13 protein-coding genes and 3 pseudogenes are annotated in these 18,880 nt (G+C 44.4%); 6 read left to right on the top strand and 10 right to left on the bottom strand.

Annotated elements, in window-relative coordinates; genetic code table 11:
- Positions 1–208 precede the first annotated feature (208 nt).
- Together JO375_RS17830 and JO375_RS17825 are read left to right on the top strand one after the other, a co-directional pair.
- On the top strand, positions 209–1,420 hold the full coding sequence (locus JO375_RS17830) for an MFS transporter (protein ID WP_229525718.1): 1,212 nt from the start codon (positions 209–211) through the stop codon (positions 1,418–1,420).
- 712 nt (positions 1,421–2,132) lie between these two features.
- A complete protein-coding gene (locus JO375_RS17825) occupies positions 2,133–4,055 on the top strand; it encodes an endonuclease MutS2 (RefSeq protein ID WP_229525717.1) in 1,923 nt (640 codons plus the stop codon).
- Between the two features lie 255 nt (positions 4,056–4,310).
- Here JO375_RS17825 and JO375_RS17820 read toward each other — a convergent pair whose 3' ends face one another.
- Positions 4,311–5,585: an acyl-CoA thioesterase/bile acid-CoA:amino acid N-acyltransferase family protein gene (locus JO375_RS17820; RefSeq protein ID WP_229525716.1), complete on the bottom strand. Its 1,275-nt coding sequence runs from the start codon at positions 5,583–5,585 to the stop codon at positions 4,311–4,313.
- 29 nt (positions 5,586–5,614) lie between these two features.
- Entirely contained in the window at positions 5,615–6,175 is a 561-nt protein-coding gene (locus JO375_RS17815) for a MarR family winged helix-turn-helix transcriptional regulator (protein WP_229525715.1), read from the bottom strand.
- 417 nt (positions 6,176–6,592) lie between these two features.
- On the opposite strand from JO375_RS17815, the gene JO375_RS17810 reads away from it, so the two are divergent.
- Complete coding sequence (locus JO375_RS17810; RefSeq protein WP_322098755.1) at positions 6,593–6,832, top strand: recombinase family protein; 240 nt, start codon at positions 6,593–6,595, stop codon at positions 6,830–6,832.
- 152 nt (positions 6,833–6,984) lie between these two features.
- Positions 6,985–7,169: pseudogene (locus JO375_RS25120) on the top strand (DUF4158 domain-containing protein); the annotation flags it as partial.
- A 300-nt stretch (positions 7,170–7,469) separates the two neighbouring features.
- Here the strand turns inward: JO375_RS25120 and JO375_RS17805 are convergent.
- A complete protein-coding gene (locus tag JO375_RS17805) occupies positions 7,470–8,420 on the bottom strand; it encodes a tyrosine-type recombinase/integrase (RefSeq protein WP_229525714.1) in 951 nt (316 codons plus the stop codon).
- A 619-nt stretch (positions 8,421–9,039) separates the two neighbouring features.
- Here JO375_RS17805 and JO375_RS17800 point away from each other — a divergent pair.
- A pseudogene (locus JO375_RS17800) lies at positions 9,040–9,573 on the top strand (excinuclease ABC subunit UvrA); the annotation flags it as partial.
- Between the two features lie 95 nt (positions 9,574–9,668).
- On the opposite strand, the gene JO375_RS17795 reads toward JO375_RS17800, so the two are convergent.
- The gene (locus JO375_RS17795) at positions 9,669–12,809 is read right to left on the bottom strand and encodes a X2-like carbohydrate binding domain-containing protein (RefSeq protein ID WP_229525713.1); all 3,141 of its coding nucleotides are present in this window, start codon (positions 12,807–12,809) and stop codon (positions 9,669–9,671) included.
- 769 nt (positions 12,810–13,578) lie between these two features.
- Between JO375_RS17795 and JO375_RS17790 the strand changes: the two genes are divergently transcribed.
- Positions 13,579–13,746 carry a hypothetical protein gene (locus JO375_RS17790; protein ID WP_229525712.1) on the top strand — a complete coding sequence of 56 codons (168 nt, stop codon included), beginning with the start codon at positions 13,579–13,581 and terminating at the stop codon, positions 13,744–13,746.
- Positions 13,747–13,846: 100 nt separating this feature from the next.
- Here JO375_RS17790 and JO375_RS17785 read toward each other — a convergent pair whose 3' ends face one another.
- The 6 genes and pseudogenes from JO375_RS17785 to rbsD all read right to left on the bottom strand — a co-directional run bounded on the left by JO375_RS17785 (position 13,847) and on the right by rbsD (position 18,880).
- Entirely contained in the window at positions 13,847–14,185 is a 339-nt protein-coding gene (locus tag JO375_RS17785; RefSeq protein ID WP_377530910.1) for an iron chelate uptake ABC transporter family permease subunit, read from the bottom strand.
- 127 nt (positions 14,186–14,312) lie between these two features.
- Positions 14,313–14,713 (bottom strand): annotated as a pseudogene (locus JO375_RS24830) (FecCD family ABC transporter permease); the annotation flags it as partial.
- 266 nt (positions 14,714–14,979) lie between these two features.
- Positions 14,980–15,912 (bottom strand): ribose ABC transporter substrate-binding protein RbsB, encoded by a 933-nt coding sequence (gene rbsB, locus JO375_RS17775; RefSeq protein WP_229525711.1) that lies wholly within the window; start codon positions 15,910–15,912, stop codon positions 14,980–14,982.
- Between the two features lie 33 nt (positions 15,913–15,945).
- Entirely contained in the window at positions 15,946–16,914 is a 969-nt protein-coding gene (gene rbsC / locus JO375_RS17770) for an ABC transporter permease subunit (protein WP_229525710.1), read from the bottom strand.
- A 1-nt stretch (position 16,915) separates the two neighbouring features.
- Positions 16,916–18,397, bottom strand: coding sequence for a sugar ABC transporter ATP-binding protein (locus tag JO375_RS17765; RefSeq protein WP_229525709.1), 1,482 nt, complete (start codon positions 18,395–18,397; stop codon positions 16,916–16,918).
- Positions 18,398–18,475: 78 nt separating this feature from the next.
- A complete protein-coding gene (gene rbsD, locus JO375_RS17760) occupies positions 18,476–18,880 on the bottom strand; it encodes a D-ribose pyranase (protein ID WP_229525708.1) in 405 nt (134 codons plus the stop codon).

The raw sequence follows: 18,880 nt of genomic DNA, 5'->3' as shown, positions 1-18,880 counted from the left end.
AATTTCACCTTAGCCTCTTAAAGTGCCGTTCATCAAATCAATTTTTGTAAAGCCAGCTCTTCCCGATTATAAAAAAACAATTGACTTAACGATGACGTTTCATTATATTATCTATTATTAGATAGACAAAATTAAGTTTTGTTTATTTAATATAACGAACTACTTTCAAGGATATGATCCTGAGAGAGGAGAAAAGGAGAGTTATCTGTTGTTTAAAAATCCATATATAAGGGCCATCATCGCCTCCAATGCGCTGCTCAATTTAGGCATTTGGGTGCGAAATTTTGCCATCCTGTTGTATGTGACCGACCTGACTCATAATGATCCCATGTATGTATCGCTCATTTCGGTAGCAGAATATGCACCCATTTTTCTGTTTGCCATCATTGGGGGCACATTTGCGGATCGCTGGCGACCCAAACGAACCATGATCAGCTGTGATCTGTTATCGGCTGCTTCCATTTTCATCGTGTTATTGGCGTTGTGGTACGGCTCATGGCAAGTATTATTACTGTCTACTTTTTTCTCTGCAATTCTATCTCAGTTTTCTCAACCATCTGCGATGAAATTGCTTAAACTGCATGTGGAACCAGAGCAGCTTCAGGGAGTCATGGCCCTTTTTCAGTCGCTCATGTCTTTATTTATGGTTATAGGCCCTGTTATCGGTACATTTATTTATCAACACTTTGGAATTTCTGTTTCATTGTCTATAACAGGAATAGTGTTTCTTATCTCAGCGCTTGTACTGACTCGAATTCCACAAGATGAACAAGAGCTTGAGATAGTTGATTATCCAACTCATTTCATTCAAGAACTTAAAGAAGGAATACGTTATGTATGGAATAACCGTACACTTCGCACGCTTGGGGGAACATTTACCGTCATTGGGCTGGCCGTCGGACTTATTCAGCCTTTAATGATTTTTGTCGTCTTAGAGAACCTTGGACAGAAAAAGGAATTTCTGCAATGGCCGTTAATGGCGGGCGGAGTGGCTATGCTGATAGGGGGCAGCATGATTATGGGTGTTACCAAAAAAGTGCAGCCTCAAATGCTGCTGGTGACTGGACTTTTGGCCAGTGCACTGTCAGCCTTTGGCGTCGGATGGTCGCACAATATTGTGCTGACAATGGCATTACAAGTATTCAGCGGCTTATTTTATCCTTGCATTCATATTGGTATCACTACCATGATGATGAAAAATGCAGAAGCTGCTTTTATCGGCCGCGTCGGTGGTGCCCTCTCTCCCCTGTTCTCCGGGATGATGGTCGTCGGTATGAGTATCGGCGGAACATTCAAACGCGAATTCTCCCTGGACACCGTTTATACCATGAGCGCCGGCTTGTTTTTAGTCGGAGTGATACTATTATTACCATTGCTTCGTGAAAGACAGTCTGTACAAGCTGTCATAGCCGATGAATAACAGCACAAGAACCGCCCCCTAGAGATATGATTTGCCATCCTCCCGGGGGTGGTTTTCTTAATGATTGTATCTGAGAAATCCTATGCTCTCCCAGAGTGAAAAATTTAAGTTAACATAATATATATTACGTATAATTATGTGTTGCTTATTTTCCATGCTGTCTGCATATTTTTTCTCGCTTTAGGTTTTGCTCATTGTTAACCTTGACTTTAGAGCCTGTCTAATCGTATAGTGTGGGTATATCTTCAATCAAGGGAGAGATTTTGATGTCGGTGAGTGTTCTTAACTAAGCAATTGCATATTCAGGGAAGACCATCAGGCACTTGTACCTTTCGGGAGCAGGTTTGTTTGTTGCTGTGCTTTTACCCTGATATTAGTTAAGAACAGCGGATATCATGAATCGCCTTCGGGATTATTTTCATCTAGACCTTATTCCGTGCTGTGTTCAGCGCGGTTTTTTTGTTTTCAGATTTGTAAAATTCCTTTTTATACCTCTTCCATTCACCATGCTGAATAACTTTCACATGAACTGATGCGTGCATGATGGAAAACCTTAAAATTGGAACTGCAAAAGCTGAATAACAGGTCTATTGGACGATAACTCCCCTCTTTCCTTGCGGGCGGAGAATGAACGATTTGTTCATTCTCCGCCTTTTTTTCTTTTGCAGCAAGAATCCAAAAATTTTGAGCCACAATTAAAGGAGAGATTTTAATGAACAAAGCTACAATGCAGCGCTTGGAATACGACCGGATCAGAACCAGCGTATCCCAATGTGCCTTTTCTTACCTCGGTAAGCGTCATGCCGCTTCCATGACTCCTATGACAGACATTCGTACCATTCGGATTCGCTTGAATGAAACGAACGAAGCTTTACAGTTAATACGCCACGGAGCAAGCGTTCCGATCCCCTCCCTGGAAGGAATGGAGCACATTCTTCATTTGCTGGGGACCGGATATTTGTTCAGCGAACGCGATTTTGCACACTTGGCCCAGTTTATAAGAAGCTGCAGCCAGTTCATAAAATACATGAACTCCAAAGCAGATGTCGCTCCAACTGTAAGTGCATATGCTTCTTCCATGTACGTTATGGAGCCTCTACTTTCTGAAATCGAAAAATGTATTTATGCAGGACGAGTGGCGGATAACGCTAGTAAAGAGCTGGCTAAAATTCGCAAAAAAATAGCAGTCACTGAAGAACGCATAAAGCGGAAGCTCGATGCTCTCACCAGCCGCCATCGATCCATCATGCAGGAAAATATGATCAGTCAGCGCGGAGGACGCTATGTGCTTCCCATCAAAAAAGAATTTCGCAAGCAGGTGAAAGGCAGCGTATTGGATGAATCAGGAAGCGGACAAACGGTTTACGTTGAGCCTGCCGAAATTGTCAGTCTGCAATTTGATCAGAGTGCCAACATGGCAGAAGAATCAAAAGAAGAAATGAAAGTGCTAGGAGAACTGACAGCACTTGCTGAATCATACAACCGGGAGCTCAATATTAACACGGAGACGGTGGGTGTGCTTGATTTTTTATTAGCCAAAGCCAAATATGCCATGACTCTGGATGCTGTTCCTGTCGAGCTTAACCTGGACGGGATTATAGAGATCCGGGGCGCGCGCCACCCGTTAATGGCGCATACCATGGTTCCACTTGATTTTGTAATCGGCAAAGGCTATTCCTCGCTCATTATTACCGGACCAAATACAGGCGGAAAAACAATGGCCCTCAAAAGTGTTGGCCTTTTAACTTTAATGGTGCAATCCGGACTGCTGGTCCCTGTGTTGGAGGGCAGCCGCATGGCTGTATTCGAAAATATCGAGGTGGACATCGGTGACGGACAAAGCATAGAACATGCATTGAGTACCTTTTCAGCGCATGTGCGCAACATGATCAGCATTTTGGAAGCAGCGGGCAGTTCCACCTTAATTCTGATTGACGAAATGGCCTCCGGCACAGATCCGGGAGAAGGTGTGGGTCTGTCTATCGCCCTGCTGGAAGAGTTCCACCGCCGCAAGGCAACGGTAGTGGCTACAACACACTTCAGTGAAATCAAGCATTTTGCCGAACATACACCCGGATTTCAAAATGCCCGCATGGAGTTCGACACTGAAACGCTACAGCCCTTGTACCGCCTTCGAATCGGTGAGGCCGGGGAAAGCTACGCATACGCTATTGCCTTAAAGCTGGGGATGTGGAATCGTATTATTGAGCGTTCTCAGGCCATTTCCGCTGGCCGGACGTCTCTGAACACACAGGAATCGTTCGTTATTCCTCCCGGCCTTGATGATGAGAAAACGGTTCTAGACCCTTCGGTCACCAAACAGAAGGAACCAAAATGCCCTGCCCTAAGCAGACCACTTGCGCTTGGCGATAGTGTTTTTGTAGGCTACCTTAATCGAACTGGAATCGTATGTAAAACGGAGGATGAACGAGGGAATGTAGGGATTCTGATCAAAGGCCAAAAGCTGACCATTAACAAAAAGAGGCTCGTCCTTCACATTGCCGCAACTGAATTGTATCCTGATGACTATGATCTGGACATTGTTTTAGAAACCAAGGAAAACCGCAAAAAACGGAAGATTCTAGGCCGTAAACATGTCCCGGGTTTGATCATTGAAACGCCCCCGGAAGATTAATGCAAATACAGTCGTATAGTCTGACTAAACAGAAGCTGTCCTAGACGGGATGCATAATTAAAAATCTGCAAGCTGGATGCTGTAAAAAGCAGCCCGCTTGCAGATTCTACATTTTATATTTAAGATTCATTATCTAAGTTTATAATAAAACTTAGGTTAACATAATAATTATTATGTTTCATTTCATTCCTTTATTTTACATATCCATATGATGTGACTTTTGGTAATTATAAATAAGACATTTTTTGTCTATAATTAATTCATGAAAAATTCTATTGTCTTCTGCCAAGAATCGAATTGACCGTAAGAATTCCCTTTTAATGTACCGCCGCAGGTAAACATGCCTAATCCCATTTTTATGTTCAATGTTTCGCTCAAGGGGATAATATACGGTATTGGTAGTGAGTGACCTAAATCCTTGTAATCCAAGAGTTCATATCTGTACTTATAATTGGTCTTTTTGAGAATACTCATTATTTCTATGCATGCATCGTAAGTATTCCAAACATTATCTTGGTGACCCGCAATCAGCAATAGATTTGCATGGGCATTCTCTATTCTAATTCGAGCATCTTCTCTATTTCTTGCCCTTTCCACGCTCTCATTATATGTGGTAGCCAATCCAAAAGATATATTCTTTTCTGCACAATTGCGCTGATGCTCATAAAAAATGTTATTATCAACGGGTATAAATGGCAATGATTTTCCTCCATTCGACCATGATGAAACGTTTCTGCCAGCCATAAGGCCGTCTAAGGCTTGGAAACAATATGCATGGGGCGCAGAAACTGCCACTTTAGAGATGACGTTGTATCTCGAAGCCAGCAGTAACGCCAATTCTCCTCCTTTCGATGTGCCGTGTACATAGATTTTACTCCCCTGGGTTAATGGATTGTTCTTAACCCAATCAAACACCTTTTCGAAATATTCAAGAGGAATTTCTTCAAGCTTTTTAGGCAATCCTTCTTCATTAAAATATCCAACGGTTAAAACGTTAAAGCCTCTGGACGCCAGTGGTCCTGCCATTAGCGAAAGAGCGCTTAGTTGTCCATCAGATCCGCCCAACATGATAATCGTCTGGTGCTTAGCGTTTGCTGTGTAAAACAGTTCGCCCTTAAATTCATCCGTAATCAGTTGCCTCTTCAATTCGGGCAGCTTGAACATACGCTCTATTCTTACACATTCTCGTTCTTGTTCAGATTCACATACGATATCGATAAATATATTCTCGTCGATGGATATATTATGAGCGATGTTGCCTCCCTCACTATGAATTTTCCGCAGTGATGCAATAAGCCCCATAGGATCGATATAGTCATATGTTCCGGAATCAGGTTTCTGCTTCGATAAATCAACATGACCGTTTGAATCTGCTGTAAACCAAGCGAATGATTCATACTTTTCACTTACAGCCCATGGAAAATGCATGGATGCGATAATTTTCAGCTTTGCTCTTGGCTCCAACTCTGTGACAGTAATATCAATTTTTTCGTCAACAAGCGCAACAATGGGTTTAATATGTAATTTCATTTGGTGAAACCTCCTTAAAATAATCGCACTTATAAATGCTTTCTGCGTGCTATAAAATGATCTAACGCACGGATTTGCACCTCTTGAAAACCTTGAAGATCGTCAAATTTATAATTGACATCTTCTTCAAATCCAGGCTGATTTTCATTGTCTTTACTATGGAGTTTTTTTAATAAAGTCCATAATATTTCCAATTCTTCCGTTGTGAATTCTTGAAAAGTATCTGCCATCAGTCTTACTGCCTTCTCGCCACATTCCACCATCACCTTTCTACCAGATTCGGTGATCGCAACGTTAATCGCCCGTTTATCCCGTTTGTTTGGCATCGATACGAGATATCCTTTACTCTCCAGGTTGGCAATCAGCTTTTGGGCACTTTGTTTGCTAGTTTCCATTTTCCTGGAAATGTTAATAAGCGTTGTTTCATCCTCTGACAAATGGGCTATGGCCAGCATGATCATGTACTGTCGTGATGTTAGTTTCTCAAAATAGGTGTCGCCTTGCATTTGCAACTTATTTGTCACGGTAAAAAAATTTGCGTAAGTCTGCTGCATGAAATACAGCTCTCTAAGCGCTTGAGAATAGTCCATAAAATGCTCCTTTGATTATTGTCACCATGTTGACAATAACCACGATAACAGTACTCTGCATTATTGTCAACATGATGATAATAATGTCGATTAGAATTTTTAGATATTTAATGAAAATCTCTGCTAAAAAGTACCAAAAACGACCATTTTTGATATGAAATCCCCCTCACAAAAGTTACGATATTTATTCATATTCCTGTTACAAAACCTATATCAAAATCAAAATATCATTACTGACTAAAGTTATGAGACACTTAAAGTATATTTGAAGACAATGGAGTGGCAAGATACTCTATTGAAAATCGGTTGCCAAATAATATATGAAGACGTTGCCAGTGGATCAAAATCATCCAGAATTGGACTGGATGAAGCAATTGCCTATATGCGAGAGGGAGAAATCACTAGTTTGTCTAGAAGCTGGATCGACTTAGGAGATCACTTAAACATTTAATTGAAGCGGTCACTTCACTCCATAAAAAAGGGATTGGTTTTAAATCATTACAGGAAAGCATAGATACGACAACTTCCGGAGGAAAGTTAATATTTCATGTTTTTGGTGCACTGGCTGAATTTGAAAGAGAAATTATTTGTGAGAGAACAAATACTGGATTAAATGCCGCAAGAGCAAGAGGTCAAAAGGTGGTCGCCCTAAAATAATGGATGATAAAAAAGTAGCTATGGCTATTTCCTTACTTAATGATTCAAAGCATTCAGTTGACGATGTTGCAAAACGCTAAAGATATCCAGACCGACAATATATCGTTATTTGAAAAAACAACAATAAAATCACGTAAAGAGAGTAGGTTAGTTTGGCCTCTATAGAACGTACAGCATATCCGAGATTCAAAAGAAATCTACTTTGAAAGAATTACGTAATGTCTACACCGTTACTCCAGAAGAAAATCAATTTGCTCATCGTGTGGCCAAAGGAGTAGTTCCCGTACTCAGCCTCATACTCATGTTAAAGTCCTTTCAATGGTTGGGGTACTTTCCAAACGCAATCGGAGGGTAAAGCGTTCGCTTAGATTCGGAGACGTATAAAGAGCGACACTGAATTAAATGCTTTTTTCAACAAAGTAAAAAACTATCGACGCCTGGCCACCCGCTATGAAAAAACAGCGAACATGTTCATGGCTTTTTTGGTGCTGCTTTCCATTCGCTTATGGCTCAAAGAATATGAAGAAGAGATACCAGTATAAAAATCGGGTCCCATCTGGAAATTGAATCCAGTATGTGGCCCGATTTTACATGTATCTCGGCTGTACCCCTATTCGTTTATGATTGTTTCTCATGATTATATCATCGGCACCTGAATATCCAGTCTGTCCATCGCTTTTTCCTTTTCCCGATCCGTGACATGCGTATACACAGTAGTCGTCTGGATAGATGAATGTCCCAACAGCTCCTGCACCGTACGCAGATCGGCCCCTTTTCGCAAAAGCATCGTTGCAAACGTATGCCGCAGCTTATGGCTGGAGTATGCCACTCGGCCTGCCGCACCCTTATTCTGCTGGAAACGCTCAAATGTTTCTGTTGCAATCTGCTGAATAGAGCGCACCGCCAGCCGGCGGCCTTTTTGCGATACAAACATCGCATCCTCCTTGCCTATCCACGGCGTTAATCGCTCCTCCAAGGCGCGGTCTATAATATCACATGCGGCTTCCGGTACTGGAAGCGTACGCCATTTGCGTCCTTTACCAAACACATCCAAGGTGCGCCGTTCCCGGCTATAATCCGCGATATTCAAAGCATGGACCTCCCCTACTCGCAAGCCCATATAAACCATAAGCAGAAAAATAGCCGTATTGCGATTGGCATATTTTCCTTCCACCGCAAGCAAAAATGGCCGGATATCATTTTCATCCAGATAGACAGGCATTCGATTTTTTACGGTCTTTGCTTTCTTGATTCCAGACGCCGGGTTTGTGCTGCTCAATTCAAATTCCTGCAGTGCTTTGAAAAAGCTGTTCACCGCCGCATGTTTCCGATTCCGGGTACGCTCGCCAGCCCCACTTTCCCGAGCTTGAGACAGGTACGACATCACATGAATTTTTTTGACCTGATGAAGTGGTTTTTCCCGCAGCGTGCGTAAAAACTGCTTTACATCTCCCAAATAGTTTTTTTGTGTATGTATGGTATAGCCCGCATCCTTCATCCAGATTAAAAAAGCTTCGATCTCCTCAGTGTATATTTCATCCGTTTCATCCATCGTGTCTGGATTCCTATGGCGTTGCTCCTTGCTCACCCTGATTCCCTCCTCTTTACTTCATATCCTGAAATATGATGCAAAACGCCAGTTTTCGCCCCCTTTTTATAGACAATCCAATCGACAAAGACTATGCAAAAGGGATTATGAAAGTCGTTTTAAACCTAAATTGCGTATAATTTATATTATACGCAGTTATTTGGGGCGCTTTTTAAGTATAAATAAAGCCCGCCAGCCTTGTCCAGCTTCTAATCCTAATTCGTTTCTGAAAAACAAAAAAGAACCGCAACAATGCGGTATTTTGCTCATGACCCTGGTCCGTCAGCAGGCAGGTAGATCAGCGCTTTGGATGATGCGATCTTTGCCCCCTTTCTCTTTGCATAGCCAAACGATCATATTATTGAATAACCGTTTTGGGGCCTTCGAATTTGTGTAAAGGGAATATCGCACTGAGGCTTTTTAACATGTAGTCAAGGAGGCAATTGTCAAAATCATAGTTTATACGACACCAAATGGTGTCCTATATTTAAATGGTCATTAATTGGTGTCCAATTGGGAGTCAGTTATTTACAAAGATTGGAACCTGAATAAGTTTCACTTGAAACAATAATGGGGAGGAGGAAATTGGGAGGCTACGCCAGCAATGGGGATGTTCGGGACGATAAAAACAACCTGCGAAATATGCGGCGGCAAACGCTTCAAAGAAGAGGTGCTGACCTACAAACTAGGCGATAAATCGATCGCTGATGTTCTGGAGATGACCGTTGAACAAGCTCTCTCTTTCTTTGATATCAAAGAGGTTGTGCGCAAGCTGCAGGCCATGAGTGACGTTGGGCTGGATTATCTGACACTCGGTCAGCCGCTCAGCACACGATCGAGCGGTGAGTGCCAACGCATCAAGCTGGCCAGCGAACTGCATGAAAATGGAAGCATCTATGTCATGAACGAGCCGACGACCGGACTGTACATGTCGGATATCTCCCATCTGCTGGCTATCATGAATCGCCTTGTAGATACCGGAAATACGGTCATTGTGATCGAACATAACCTAGATGTCATCAGAAACGCCGACTGGATCATAGATATGGGTCCCGAAGGCGGTAGCAATGGCGGTAAAGTCATATTCGAAGGCATTCCAAAACAGCTTTTAAGCGCAACACATTCACTTACAAGCAAGTATTTAAGCAGGTAATTGTTCAACCCTTTTTTTGGACCGCAAAAGACCAGCTCACTCATTCAGAGTGGCTGGCTTTTTTGCGAACATTGAACTAAAGCAGAGCTTGCAGTTTACGGTTCAATTCCCCACTGTTTACTGCCAGATAAATAAGCGGTTATTTTGGTTGAATCCTTCATATTGTTTGAGGCACCGTCAAAGGAATAATCATCGAATTGCGAGTAATTGGTCCAATCCACCTTGGATATCCGGGTTTGCAACTCAACACTTTGACCAGGCTCTAAATAACCTGCTGTAGATCTAAAGCCGATTTCCGCGTAAATATCCGCCCCCGCTTTGGGATGAGACAATTTTTTAAAGCTGGCGAATACATTGGATGCACCGTAGTTAGACCAATCTGTGAAGAAATTCAGGTCTTTCTCCCCGTTCACGGTAAAGTAATAGCGCAGCGTCACATCCACTAATGAAACGCGAGAATTGCCTGTGTTAAAGATTTTAATTCTAGGATTGATTGTATTTGTTGTGTCCATTAAATTTCCATTGTATGCCTGTATCTTCAGAACTCCCTGCTCTGTTCCAGGCTCAGTCCCTGGGTCCTTTCCTGGGTCAGTACCTGGGTCTTTCCCTGGATCAGTTCCAGGATCCGTTCCCGGGTCACTAGGTGTGTTGCCCTTCACTGTAACGACAAATTGAGCATCGCCACCTACATTGAAATGGAACGTCAAGGATGTGTTTCCTTTAGGGAGCGTGGACAAATACTTGCTGGTAAGGGTTACCTTGTCACCGTCAAGTTTATAATCCTCACCTTTCTTTAATACCGTGCTGCCCTGCTGGATTTCATCCAACGTATTGCCATTTAGTGTAAGTTTAACAGAAATATCATTATAGCTGCCGTCCGGCCCATAGGTTGCAGCCGTAGGAGTAATCGTGGACTGAGCCGGAGCTTCTTCACCGCCCAAACGGTCTGCCACGAGTATTCCGCGTCCATTGGTTCCCAGATACGCACGTCCATAGACCCGAGGGTCGCCGATAATCGTCGTCACGCGTGCATACTGGTGTTCGTCATCATTAATGCGCACCCAGTTCGCGCCGCTATCATCTGAGCGGTAAAATCCACGTACACCATCGATTTTACCGACGATGAATACGGCCGCATTTGTGCGATTCGGAGCCGCTTTGCCGAAGCCGACAAAGTCTGCTTGCTCGACATTATCCAGCTTGGTGAAGGTAGCGCCGGAATCCTTGGAATGCCACAGGCCGTACGACCCTACATCCTCGGAGCCTCCAGCTAACCATACGTCTCCTTCCACACCGCGGACAGCACCAATATCCGCATTGCCTTGGGTTGGCAATCCATTTGCCGCAGATGCCTTAAAGGAAGCCCCTCCATCGGTGCTCGCATATACTTTTCCAGCCGCAAATGCGTAGTATTTGTTCGGGTTCACCCGGTCAGAGACGATCTTGGCATTTGCCGGAACACCTGTGCTCGCTGTCCACGAATTACCGGTTGTCTTGGAGTAATATACCCCTTTGTCCGATGTGCTCCAGAGTAAGCCATTGCCATCAGCAGCTACAGCAATGCTGCCTCCTCCTGCTGTGCCGGAAGGCTCGCTGTTGGCTTTATACCAGTTCGCTCCACCATCATGAGAGAATCCGATGGATTTGGCATTTGGATCTTTTTTGTAATCCGCCTTGCCAACCCGTGCCATAAAGCCGGGATTCGCTTCTGAATAATCTATGCTTTCGCTGCTTGCAAAGGTTGGATTATCCAGCATTTTAGCCGGGACCTTGAATAAGTCGTCATGTCTAAAACCGGAGACATCACCGACTGCGCTCACCAAAGGTGCACCGCTTGGAGGACTCACCAAATCCAGAATGGCCGTTTCCTCTATACCCTTGGCTGCCACCGAAATGTCTATCTTCCCACCTTTATCCCAGTTGGTCAGATTTTTGGTGCCATAAATTGTAGCCCCCGTACCATACATCATACGATCTGAGTTGAATGGGTCAATCTCAAGATCCCCAATCATCCAGCCAAGCTTCGGAGATACCTCAGGCGGAGCAGGAATCGTATTAAAGGTCAGCCAAGGCGCGGCTGTAATATCCTGATTGTATCTCATCTTGCGATTTGGATAATATTCGAATTCCCAAATAGGGCTCCAGGTTGCCCCGCTGTCGTTGCTGCGATAAATTTGTGCATCCGGCCACCAGGAATTCAGCGTAGACACCATCAGAGTACCCGGCTTCTGCGCATCCACCGCCAATCCGCCATATCCAAAATAATTGTCTGAACTGCTACTGGCGACAGGACTTATGTTGGTCCATTGACCGCTGGCCGCATTCAATTTCCACACTTCACCTTTTGTCCCATCATATGGACCTGCTCCATCGCTATACGTGATGTACAGATTTCCGTCCGAGGACAGTACGCCATGGTGCGGCAAATAACCTGTTGGTTGTCCCGCTACAGCAGACCAGGTCTTCCCGCCGTCCGTACTGCGGTACACACTTTCTTTTTTATCGGCGACGCCTACATAAATCGTCTGAGTCGCTTTGTCGGAAGAACCTGTTTTTTTATCAAACGTAATCCAGGCCAAACCTATGTTATCACTTGTATACTCATTTGAAGGGTCTTGCACATAGTTGCCGGGATTCGGGAAGCTGTTCACCTTGCTCCAGGTCACCCCGTAATCATCACTTCTCCACAAACCGTTGCCGCTGCGTGCCCCGAAGAACAAGATATTGTTCTTATTCGGGTCAATCATCAGCCGTTCACCCATCGAACGTCCTGGCATGTTCCCTCCTACTTTAAAAGGAAGCTTAGTTGTCTTCCACGTATTACCCCGATCGGTCGAACGCATAATTTGCCCATTTTCCTTGTCCCAGGAATTGGTATACGTACCTGTGGCAATATATACGCGATTGGGATCGACGGGGTCGGTAGCCAGCGCGTCTACCCCATTTTTGTTCCAGTCATCCCAGCCGACGAAATCCGTCAGCGGAATCCAACTCTCTTTGGCGGCATCCCAGCGGTAAGCCCCACCGATATCTGTGCGGGCATATATCAGATCCTTTTCCTTTTCATTAAAAATAATACCGGGCACAAACCCTCCGCCTCCGCCTGTAACTACACTCTTCCAGCTGTACTCATCACTTGGTGCCGCATGCACCTGCGCTGCCATCCCAGGCCAGGAAGCCCCTGCGATCATAAGCGCCAGACACGCAACGCCTAATTTGTTTTTTGCCTTTTTCAATGAATGCCATCCTCCCTTTTTGTTTAAACATACGTCATACCTGCTGTCAAAAACTTGCCAATTCGGTCCTCCGTTTCATCTCGTTACAGCCTCAACGCAAACTGACTTTTTCTGGCTCCACCTCCAATCATGCAATAAAATAGTAAAAAGAAATCACCACAAGAAGCCTTTCCTTTCCAAATAAGGGCTTACATTGTGCATCTCATTTAATGCATTCGTCATTTTTCTCCAATTTCCTTGTGTAAAAATTCAAGAATATGTAATATTACCTATCAAATTTATACGCTTGACTGCTGTTAAATCGCTCCATTTCCCGCTTATTCCATCTTTTTTTCTCTATTTACAATTTTTCATATGTTGAAATAATTATTTGAGTTTCATGCTTTTTCATATGTCAAACTCCCTCGATACATGCCAAAAAACCGCATATAGCGCGGTTTAAACGATTCTCAGCCGCAGTCCGTGCCCCGGCAGAATTTGATTAATTCCATATTATTACAACAGACAGCCGATGAATATCCGAATAGGCTAATTACGCCTAATCCCCTGTTATCACTAGCATTAGGCAGCATATCTAAGAACCCATGGGGTGAGTAGCCGTTGGCACGACAAGCGTGATGAGAAAAAGCATTTTGCTGTTTTACTCCGTTTTCCCTAGATCATCCAGCACGGTATACTTAAAGAAGCCAAAAGGCTACACCTTATATCCAGTCTTTAATCATTTCAAAATTGTAGGGTTATCCATAACAGAGGGAGTGTTCATGTATTTATGAGTACGGAAATGCTGGAACGTCGAAGTGAAATTCTGAAACGAAACATCCATCAACTGCTAGTTCAGGAAAATCAACATGGTATGACACGCCAGGAGAATTATACGTTGCACAAAATGATCAGAGAGCTCCATCAAACCGCTCATGCTTTGAATACCTCCCGTTGAGATGAAATGCCGCTCAATCACAAAATAAAAATAATCTCCAGCCCCACTTCCTTCCTTAGTGGAGTTGAAGGTTATTTGTCGTGTCAGCCCTTGGAACGGCTCAGCAGATACAGGAAGTATGGTGCACCAATAATGACCACGAGTTACCTAACCCGGATGCTGTCTGGTCTCCCAGGCTTAGCACATTCATTACATTAATCTTGTAGTATACGAAGGGAAGTAATATGATTAGCCAAGGCAACAGCGCCATGACGAATTTCCAATTCGATCCCCATATGCTTCCAGCCAGCCAATTTGCTACAAACGTGTAGCTTTCAGGGGTCAGCTTAAGAGTTATGATGATCATTGTCGCACTGATGCCTGCCGCTATACCAATACCACTCAGCAATAGTCTTGTCTTGTCGGTGAAATCCCTTCGCCCTTTTGTACGAAAGCGCATAGATTAGAATAGCGGCTGCTCCTGATCCTATCAGCGCAAAGCCCGGGCAGCAAAAATAATGAATTCGCAGTTTGCATGGATGGGAACAGCAATACAAACAGCATTTAGCCCGGCCCCCGCATTAATCCCCAGCATACCAGAAGGCCAAATTTTGCTCGACATTAAATACAAGCTGATCGTATCGCCCAAGGAAGACAGCAATGCCGTCACAGCTGCACCCGCCAATACAAGCCGCACTGGTGTAATGCCAGACTTGGACAAGGAGCTTGTACCATATACCATCACTACAGCCAAGGCCGCACTGACAAAGGAGTACAGCATCAATTGTAAAAAGGAAGAGCCGGGATAAAGAGCAAAGCAAACCGCCATGGCCAGGCTGGCTCCCGAATTCAGGCCAAGCAAACCCGAGTCAGCCAGTGGATTTCGGGTCATTCCCTGTATAATTGCTCCTGCGGCAGCAAAACAAACACCGATTAATACACCATCCAAAATCCGGGGCAAGCGGATTTCCCAAATGATTTGATGGTTTTATATCACAGGATGATTCTGATAATTTCATGAGTATGTCCACCCTAACTGTTGAATAATGTGCAGGTTATTGCCAAATCCAGTATTGACGAGAAAGTATGATCATAAAAATTATAATAATGAGAATTATTATCACACAATCTTTACTATTGCAAATTAATGAAGCAACGGCTTCAATGTTAATTTCAATATAAAAATGAAAAAGGACTGATGCACCTTCCTGCATCAGTCCTGCTTTTAACTATAGCGGGCAACCCTGCGCCCTTTTATTTCGATTGCTCTTTCGTTTGGTCCACTAACTTCAGCTTGGCGGGAATTGATTTTTTCACCGTTTTCCCCTGGAGCACATCTTTGGCTGCCTGAACAGCCAATTGTCCTATCAGCTCGGGCTGTTGAGCCACCGTGGCTGTCAGTTTGCCCTCCTTAATCGATTGAAGCGCATCCTCGTTGCCGTCAAAGCCGATAACTGGAATATTCTTGCCTGAACTTTCGATTGCCTGGATAGCCCCCAGTGCCATTTCATCATTGTGGGCAAATACTGCCTGAACATCCGGATTGCCTTGCAGCAGATTTTCCATTACATTCAAACCTTTGGTTCGGTCAAAGTCGGCCGCTTGCTTGGCAATCACTTTCAGTTCCTTATCGGCCACTTCATGAAAGCCTTTTCCCCGTTCGCGGGTAGCAGATGCACCCGGCACACCTTCCAGCTCGATCACCTTGGCTCCTTTGCCGGCGTGTTCCACCAAGTATCTGGCTGCCATCCGTCCGCCCTCCACGTTGTCAGAAGCGACCAGCGTTTTTACATCCCCTTTGTCAGCCGAACGATCCAGCGTAATGACCGGGATGTTCGAAGTATTTGCGGATTCTATCGTCGTGGAAATCGCAGACGAATCCGTCGGGTTGATCAGGAGGGCATTCACACCCTGCTGCATCAAATCTTCTACATCGTTGCTTTGTTTTGCCGAATCATTTTGTGCATCGGCGACAATGACTTGAATTCCTTGTTTTTTGGCCTCTGCAACGACTCCATCCTTGAGAGATACGAAAAATGGATTATTCATCGTAGAAATCGACAAGCCGATTTTAATGTCCTTCAAGTTCGCAGCCTCTTTAGGCTTCGCCCATTCCGGCGGTTCCAGGGAGCAGCCTGTCATGAGCAGGAGCAACAAAGTCGTCATGATTAATGTAAGCTTTTTCATATATATGGTCTCCTTCTGTGCAGATTAGGTGGTTTATGCGGATTTCTTACGGTCAATCAATACTGCAATGGCGATTACGATCCCTTTTACCACCATTTGAGAAAAAGAGTTAACACCCAGCAAATTTAGGCCATTGTTTAACGTACCGATAATAAGTACGCCAATCAATGTACCTACGATCCGCCCGCGTCCTCCTGACAGGCTTGTTCCACCCAATACGACGGCTGCAATGGCATCCAGTTCATAAGAGGTGCCTGCTGTCGGTTGCGCAGAGTCCAAACGTGAAGTCAAGATCGCACCCGCCAATGCGGACAGCAATCCAGCGAGAGAATAAATCCAAATTTTTACGCGCGGCACTTTAATACCGGATACGATAGAAGCTTTCTCATTCCCCCCGATGGCATACGTTTTGCGTCCGAACGGCGTTTTATGCAAAATGATCCACAGGACAGCAAAGGTAATGAGCATCGTAATCGCCGGAACCGGAATACCGAACTGATAGCCACGGCCAAACAATTGAAATACCAGATTATCTCCGAGTCCTGTAATAGGGTTGCCGTTGGTGTAAACGAGTGTCAATCCTCTAAAAATGGTCATAGTAGCAAGTGTGGCAATGAACGGAGCCATTTTGCCTTTGGTGATCATCAAGCCGTTGACCATCCCCATCACACCACCGAGCGCACAGCCAATAATAATCGCCAGTATTGGATCAAACCCGGCCAGCATCATGTTTGCAACAAACGCACTGGATAAAGCTAATATCGATCCGACCGACAAATCAATGCCACCTGTAAGAATAACAAAGGTCATACCAAACGCAATCAGTGCATTAATGGATACCTGGCGCAGCAAATTCAGAATATTAAGCGGTTCTAAAAAGCTGGGATTCAAGACGGAGACGATGATCACCAAAATAATGAGTCCCAGCAACGGACCAAGCTTCTGTGTGATTTGTGACATTGAAAAGCCTTTGCCACCTTTTGCTTCATTCATAGTTGTCATATTACTGTCCTCCTGTAGCTAGCGTCATTATGTTTTCTTGTGTGGCTTCTTCTCTGCTCAGCTCTCCGCTGATCTTTCCCTCATGCACCACGAAGATACGGTCGCTCATGCCGAGTACCTCGGGAAGTTCCGAGGATACCATGATAATTGCGACTCCGCGTTCGGTCAGCTCGTTCATCAACTGGTAAATTTCGCGTTTAGCCCCCACATCGACGCCTCTCGTTGGTTCGTCCAGGATGAGAACATTCGGTCCAATGCCCACCCATTTGGCAATGACTACCTTTTGCTGATTTCCACCTGACAGGCTGCGAACAGGCGTTTCCCCCGATTGGGTTTTAATTTGTAAGCGCTTGATTAATGCATTGACAAAATCCAGCTCTTTTTTGCCTGAGATCAATCCTTTTGATGTAAAGCTGAACAAATTCGGTAGCACCATGTTTTCCCGGATCGAAAAATCCAGCACCAGGCCCTCATCTTTACGGTCTTCAGTAATAAACCCAATTCCCAGCTTTACTGCATCATCCGGTTTGCGAATAGACACCTTTTTTCCACGAAGAAGTATTTCACCGCTGTCTAAAGCATCCAGTCCAAAAAGCGCCCGCATAATCTCGGTTCGTCCCGAGCCCATCAAGCCTGAGAATCCCACAATTTCCCCGGATCGTACCGTAAAATTCACATTTTCAAACAGACCTTTATGAGAGGCGTTTTTGACCTCCAATACCACTTCTCCCAAAGCAGACGTTCTTTCCGGATAGCGTTCAGTCAGCTCTCTTCCGACCATTTTACGTACAACCTCATCAAAATTGGTATCCGGGATCGCTTGCGTATCCACTGTTTTACCGTCACGCATCACGGTAATCCGGTCACAAATCGCAAATATTTCCTCCATCCGGTGCGAGATATACACAATCGAAACTCCGTCCTTTTTCAAGGAAGCAATCACCTCGAACAGCTTTTGAATTTCCCGTTCGGTTAAAGCGGCTGTCGGCTCATCCATGACAATTACTTTTGCATCTGTCATCAATGCTTTGGCGATTTCAATCATCTGCTGCTGGCCTACGGAGCAATCACCTGCCTCACCATTCAAAGGAAGTTTAACTGCAAGCTTATCGAATTGTTCATTTGCTAACGCTTTCATTTTGGAACTGTCCAGGAATCCCCATTTGGATGTCATTTCCTTACCGATAAACAGATTTTCCAGCACTGTCATCTCCGGCCACACATTCAGCTCCTGATGTATAAAAGCAATTCCCTTTTGCTCCGCCTCTTTGGGGCTGTTAAAATACGTTTCCTGTCCGTCGATGATGATCGTTCCCTCATCTCTCCGATGCAGCCCGATTAAAATATTCATCAATGTTGATTTGCCTGCACCATTTTCACCCATGAGGGCATGTACTTCTCCTTCACGGAGATCAAAATCCACTCCACTCAGCACCTGGTTGGTTCCAAAGGCTTTGTAAATTCCCTTCATTTGTATCTGCATGCTGCTCCCTCCTTTTTATTCAAAAATAACTTGTCCAAAATGGACTGATCGAAAGTAGAATTCCAAAGTAAAATGAAGTCAAAAGCAGACTCCAGCCTGCAAAATGCAATTGGCAAACGGCTTTGCTTCTCCTGTTCGGATAACAGCCTTGGCATGCCGGGTCAGCTTCTTGAATTGCTCATGCGAGCAAAACTCAATAACGGCTGATTGCTCTCCTGAAAACGTGCGGGTCATATACTGCCATGCCTGTTCATTTTCTTGTTTGATTTCTTCAGCCAACGTTACCTTTTCGATCACCATATCTGCAGCAATTACATCCACGACGTCCTGAAAAGAGGGAACGCCCAGCTTAAGTGCCAAATCAATTTTAGGAACGCCTTCAGGAACAGGCAGACCGACATCGGCCACTACAATATAATCCGTGTGGCCAAGATCCGACAGTATTTTAGATATATAACTGTTCAGGATTCCGTGTTTTTTCAT

It is taken from the genome of Paenibacillus farraposensis (assembly GCF_020736845.1).
Classification (GTDB): domain Bacteria; phylum Bacillota; class Bacilli; order Paenibacillales; family Paenibacillaceae; genus Paenibacillus; species Paenibacillus farraposensis.
The sequence above is the reverse complement of the archived record's forward strand: the minus strand, read 5'-3'. Positions and strand labels throughout refer to the sequence as shown.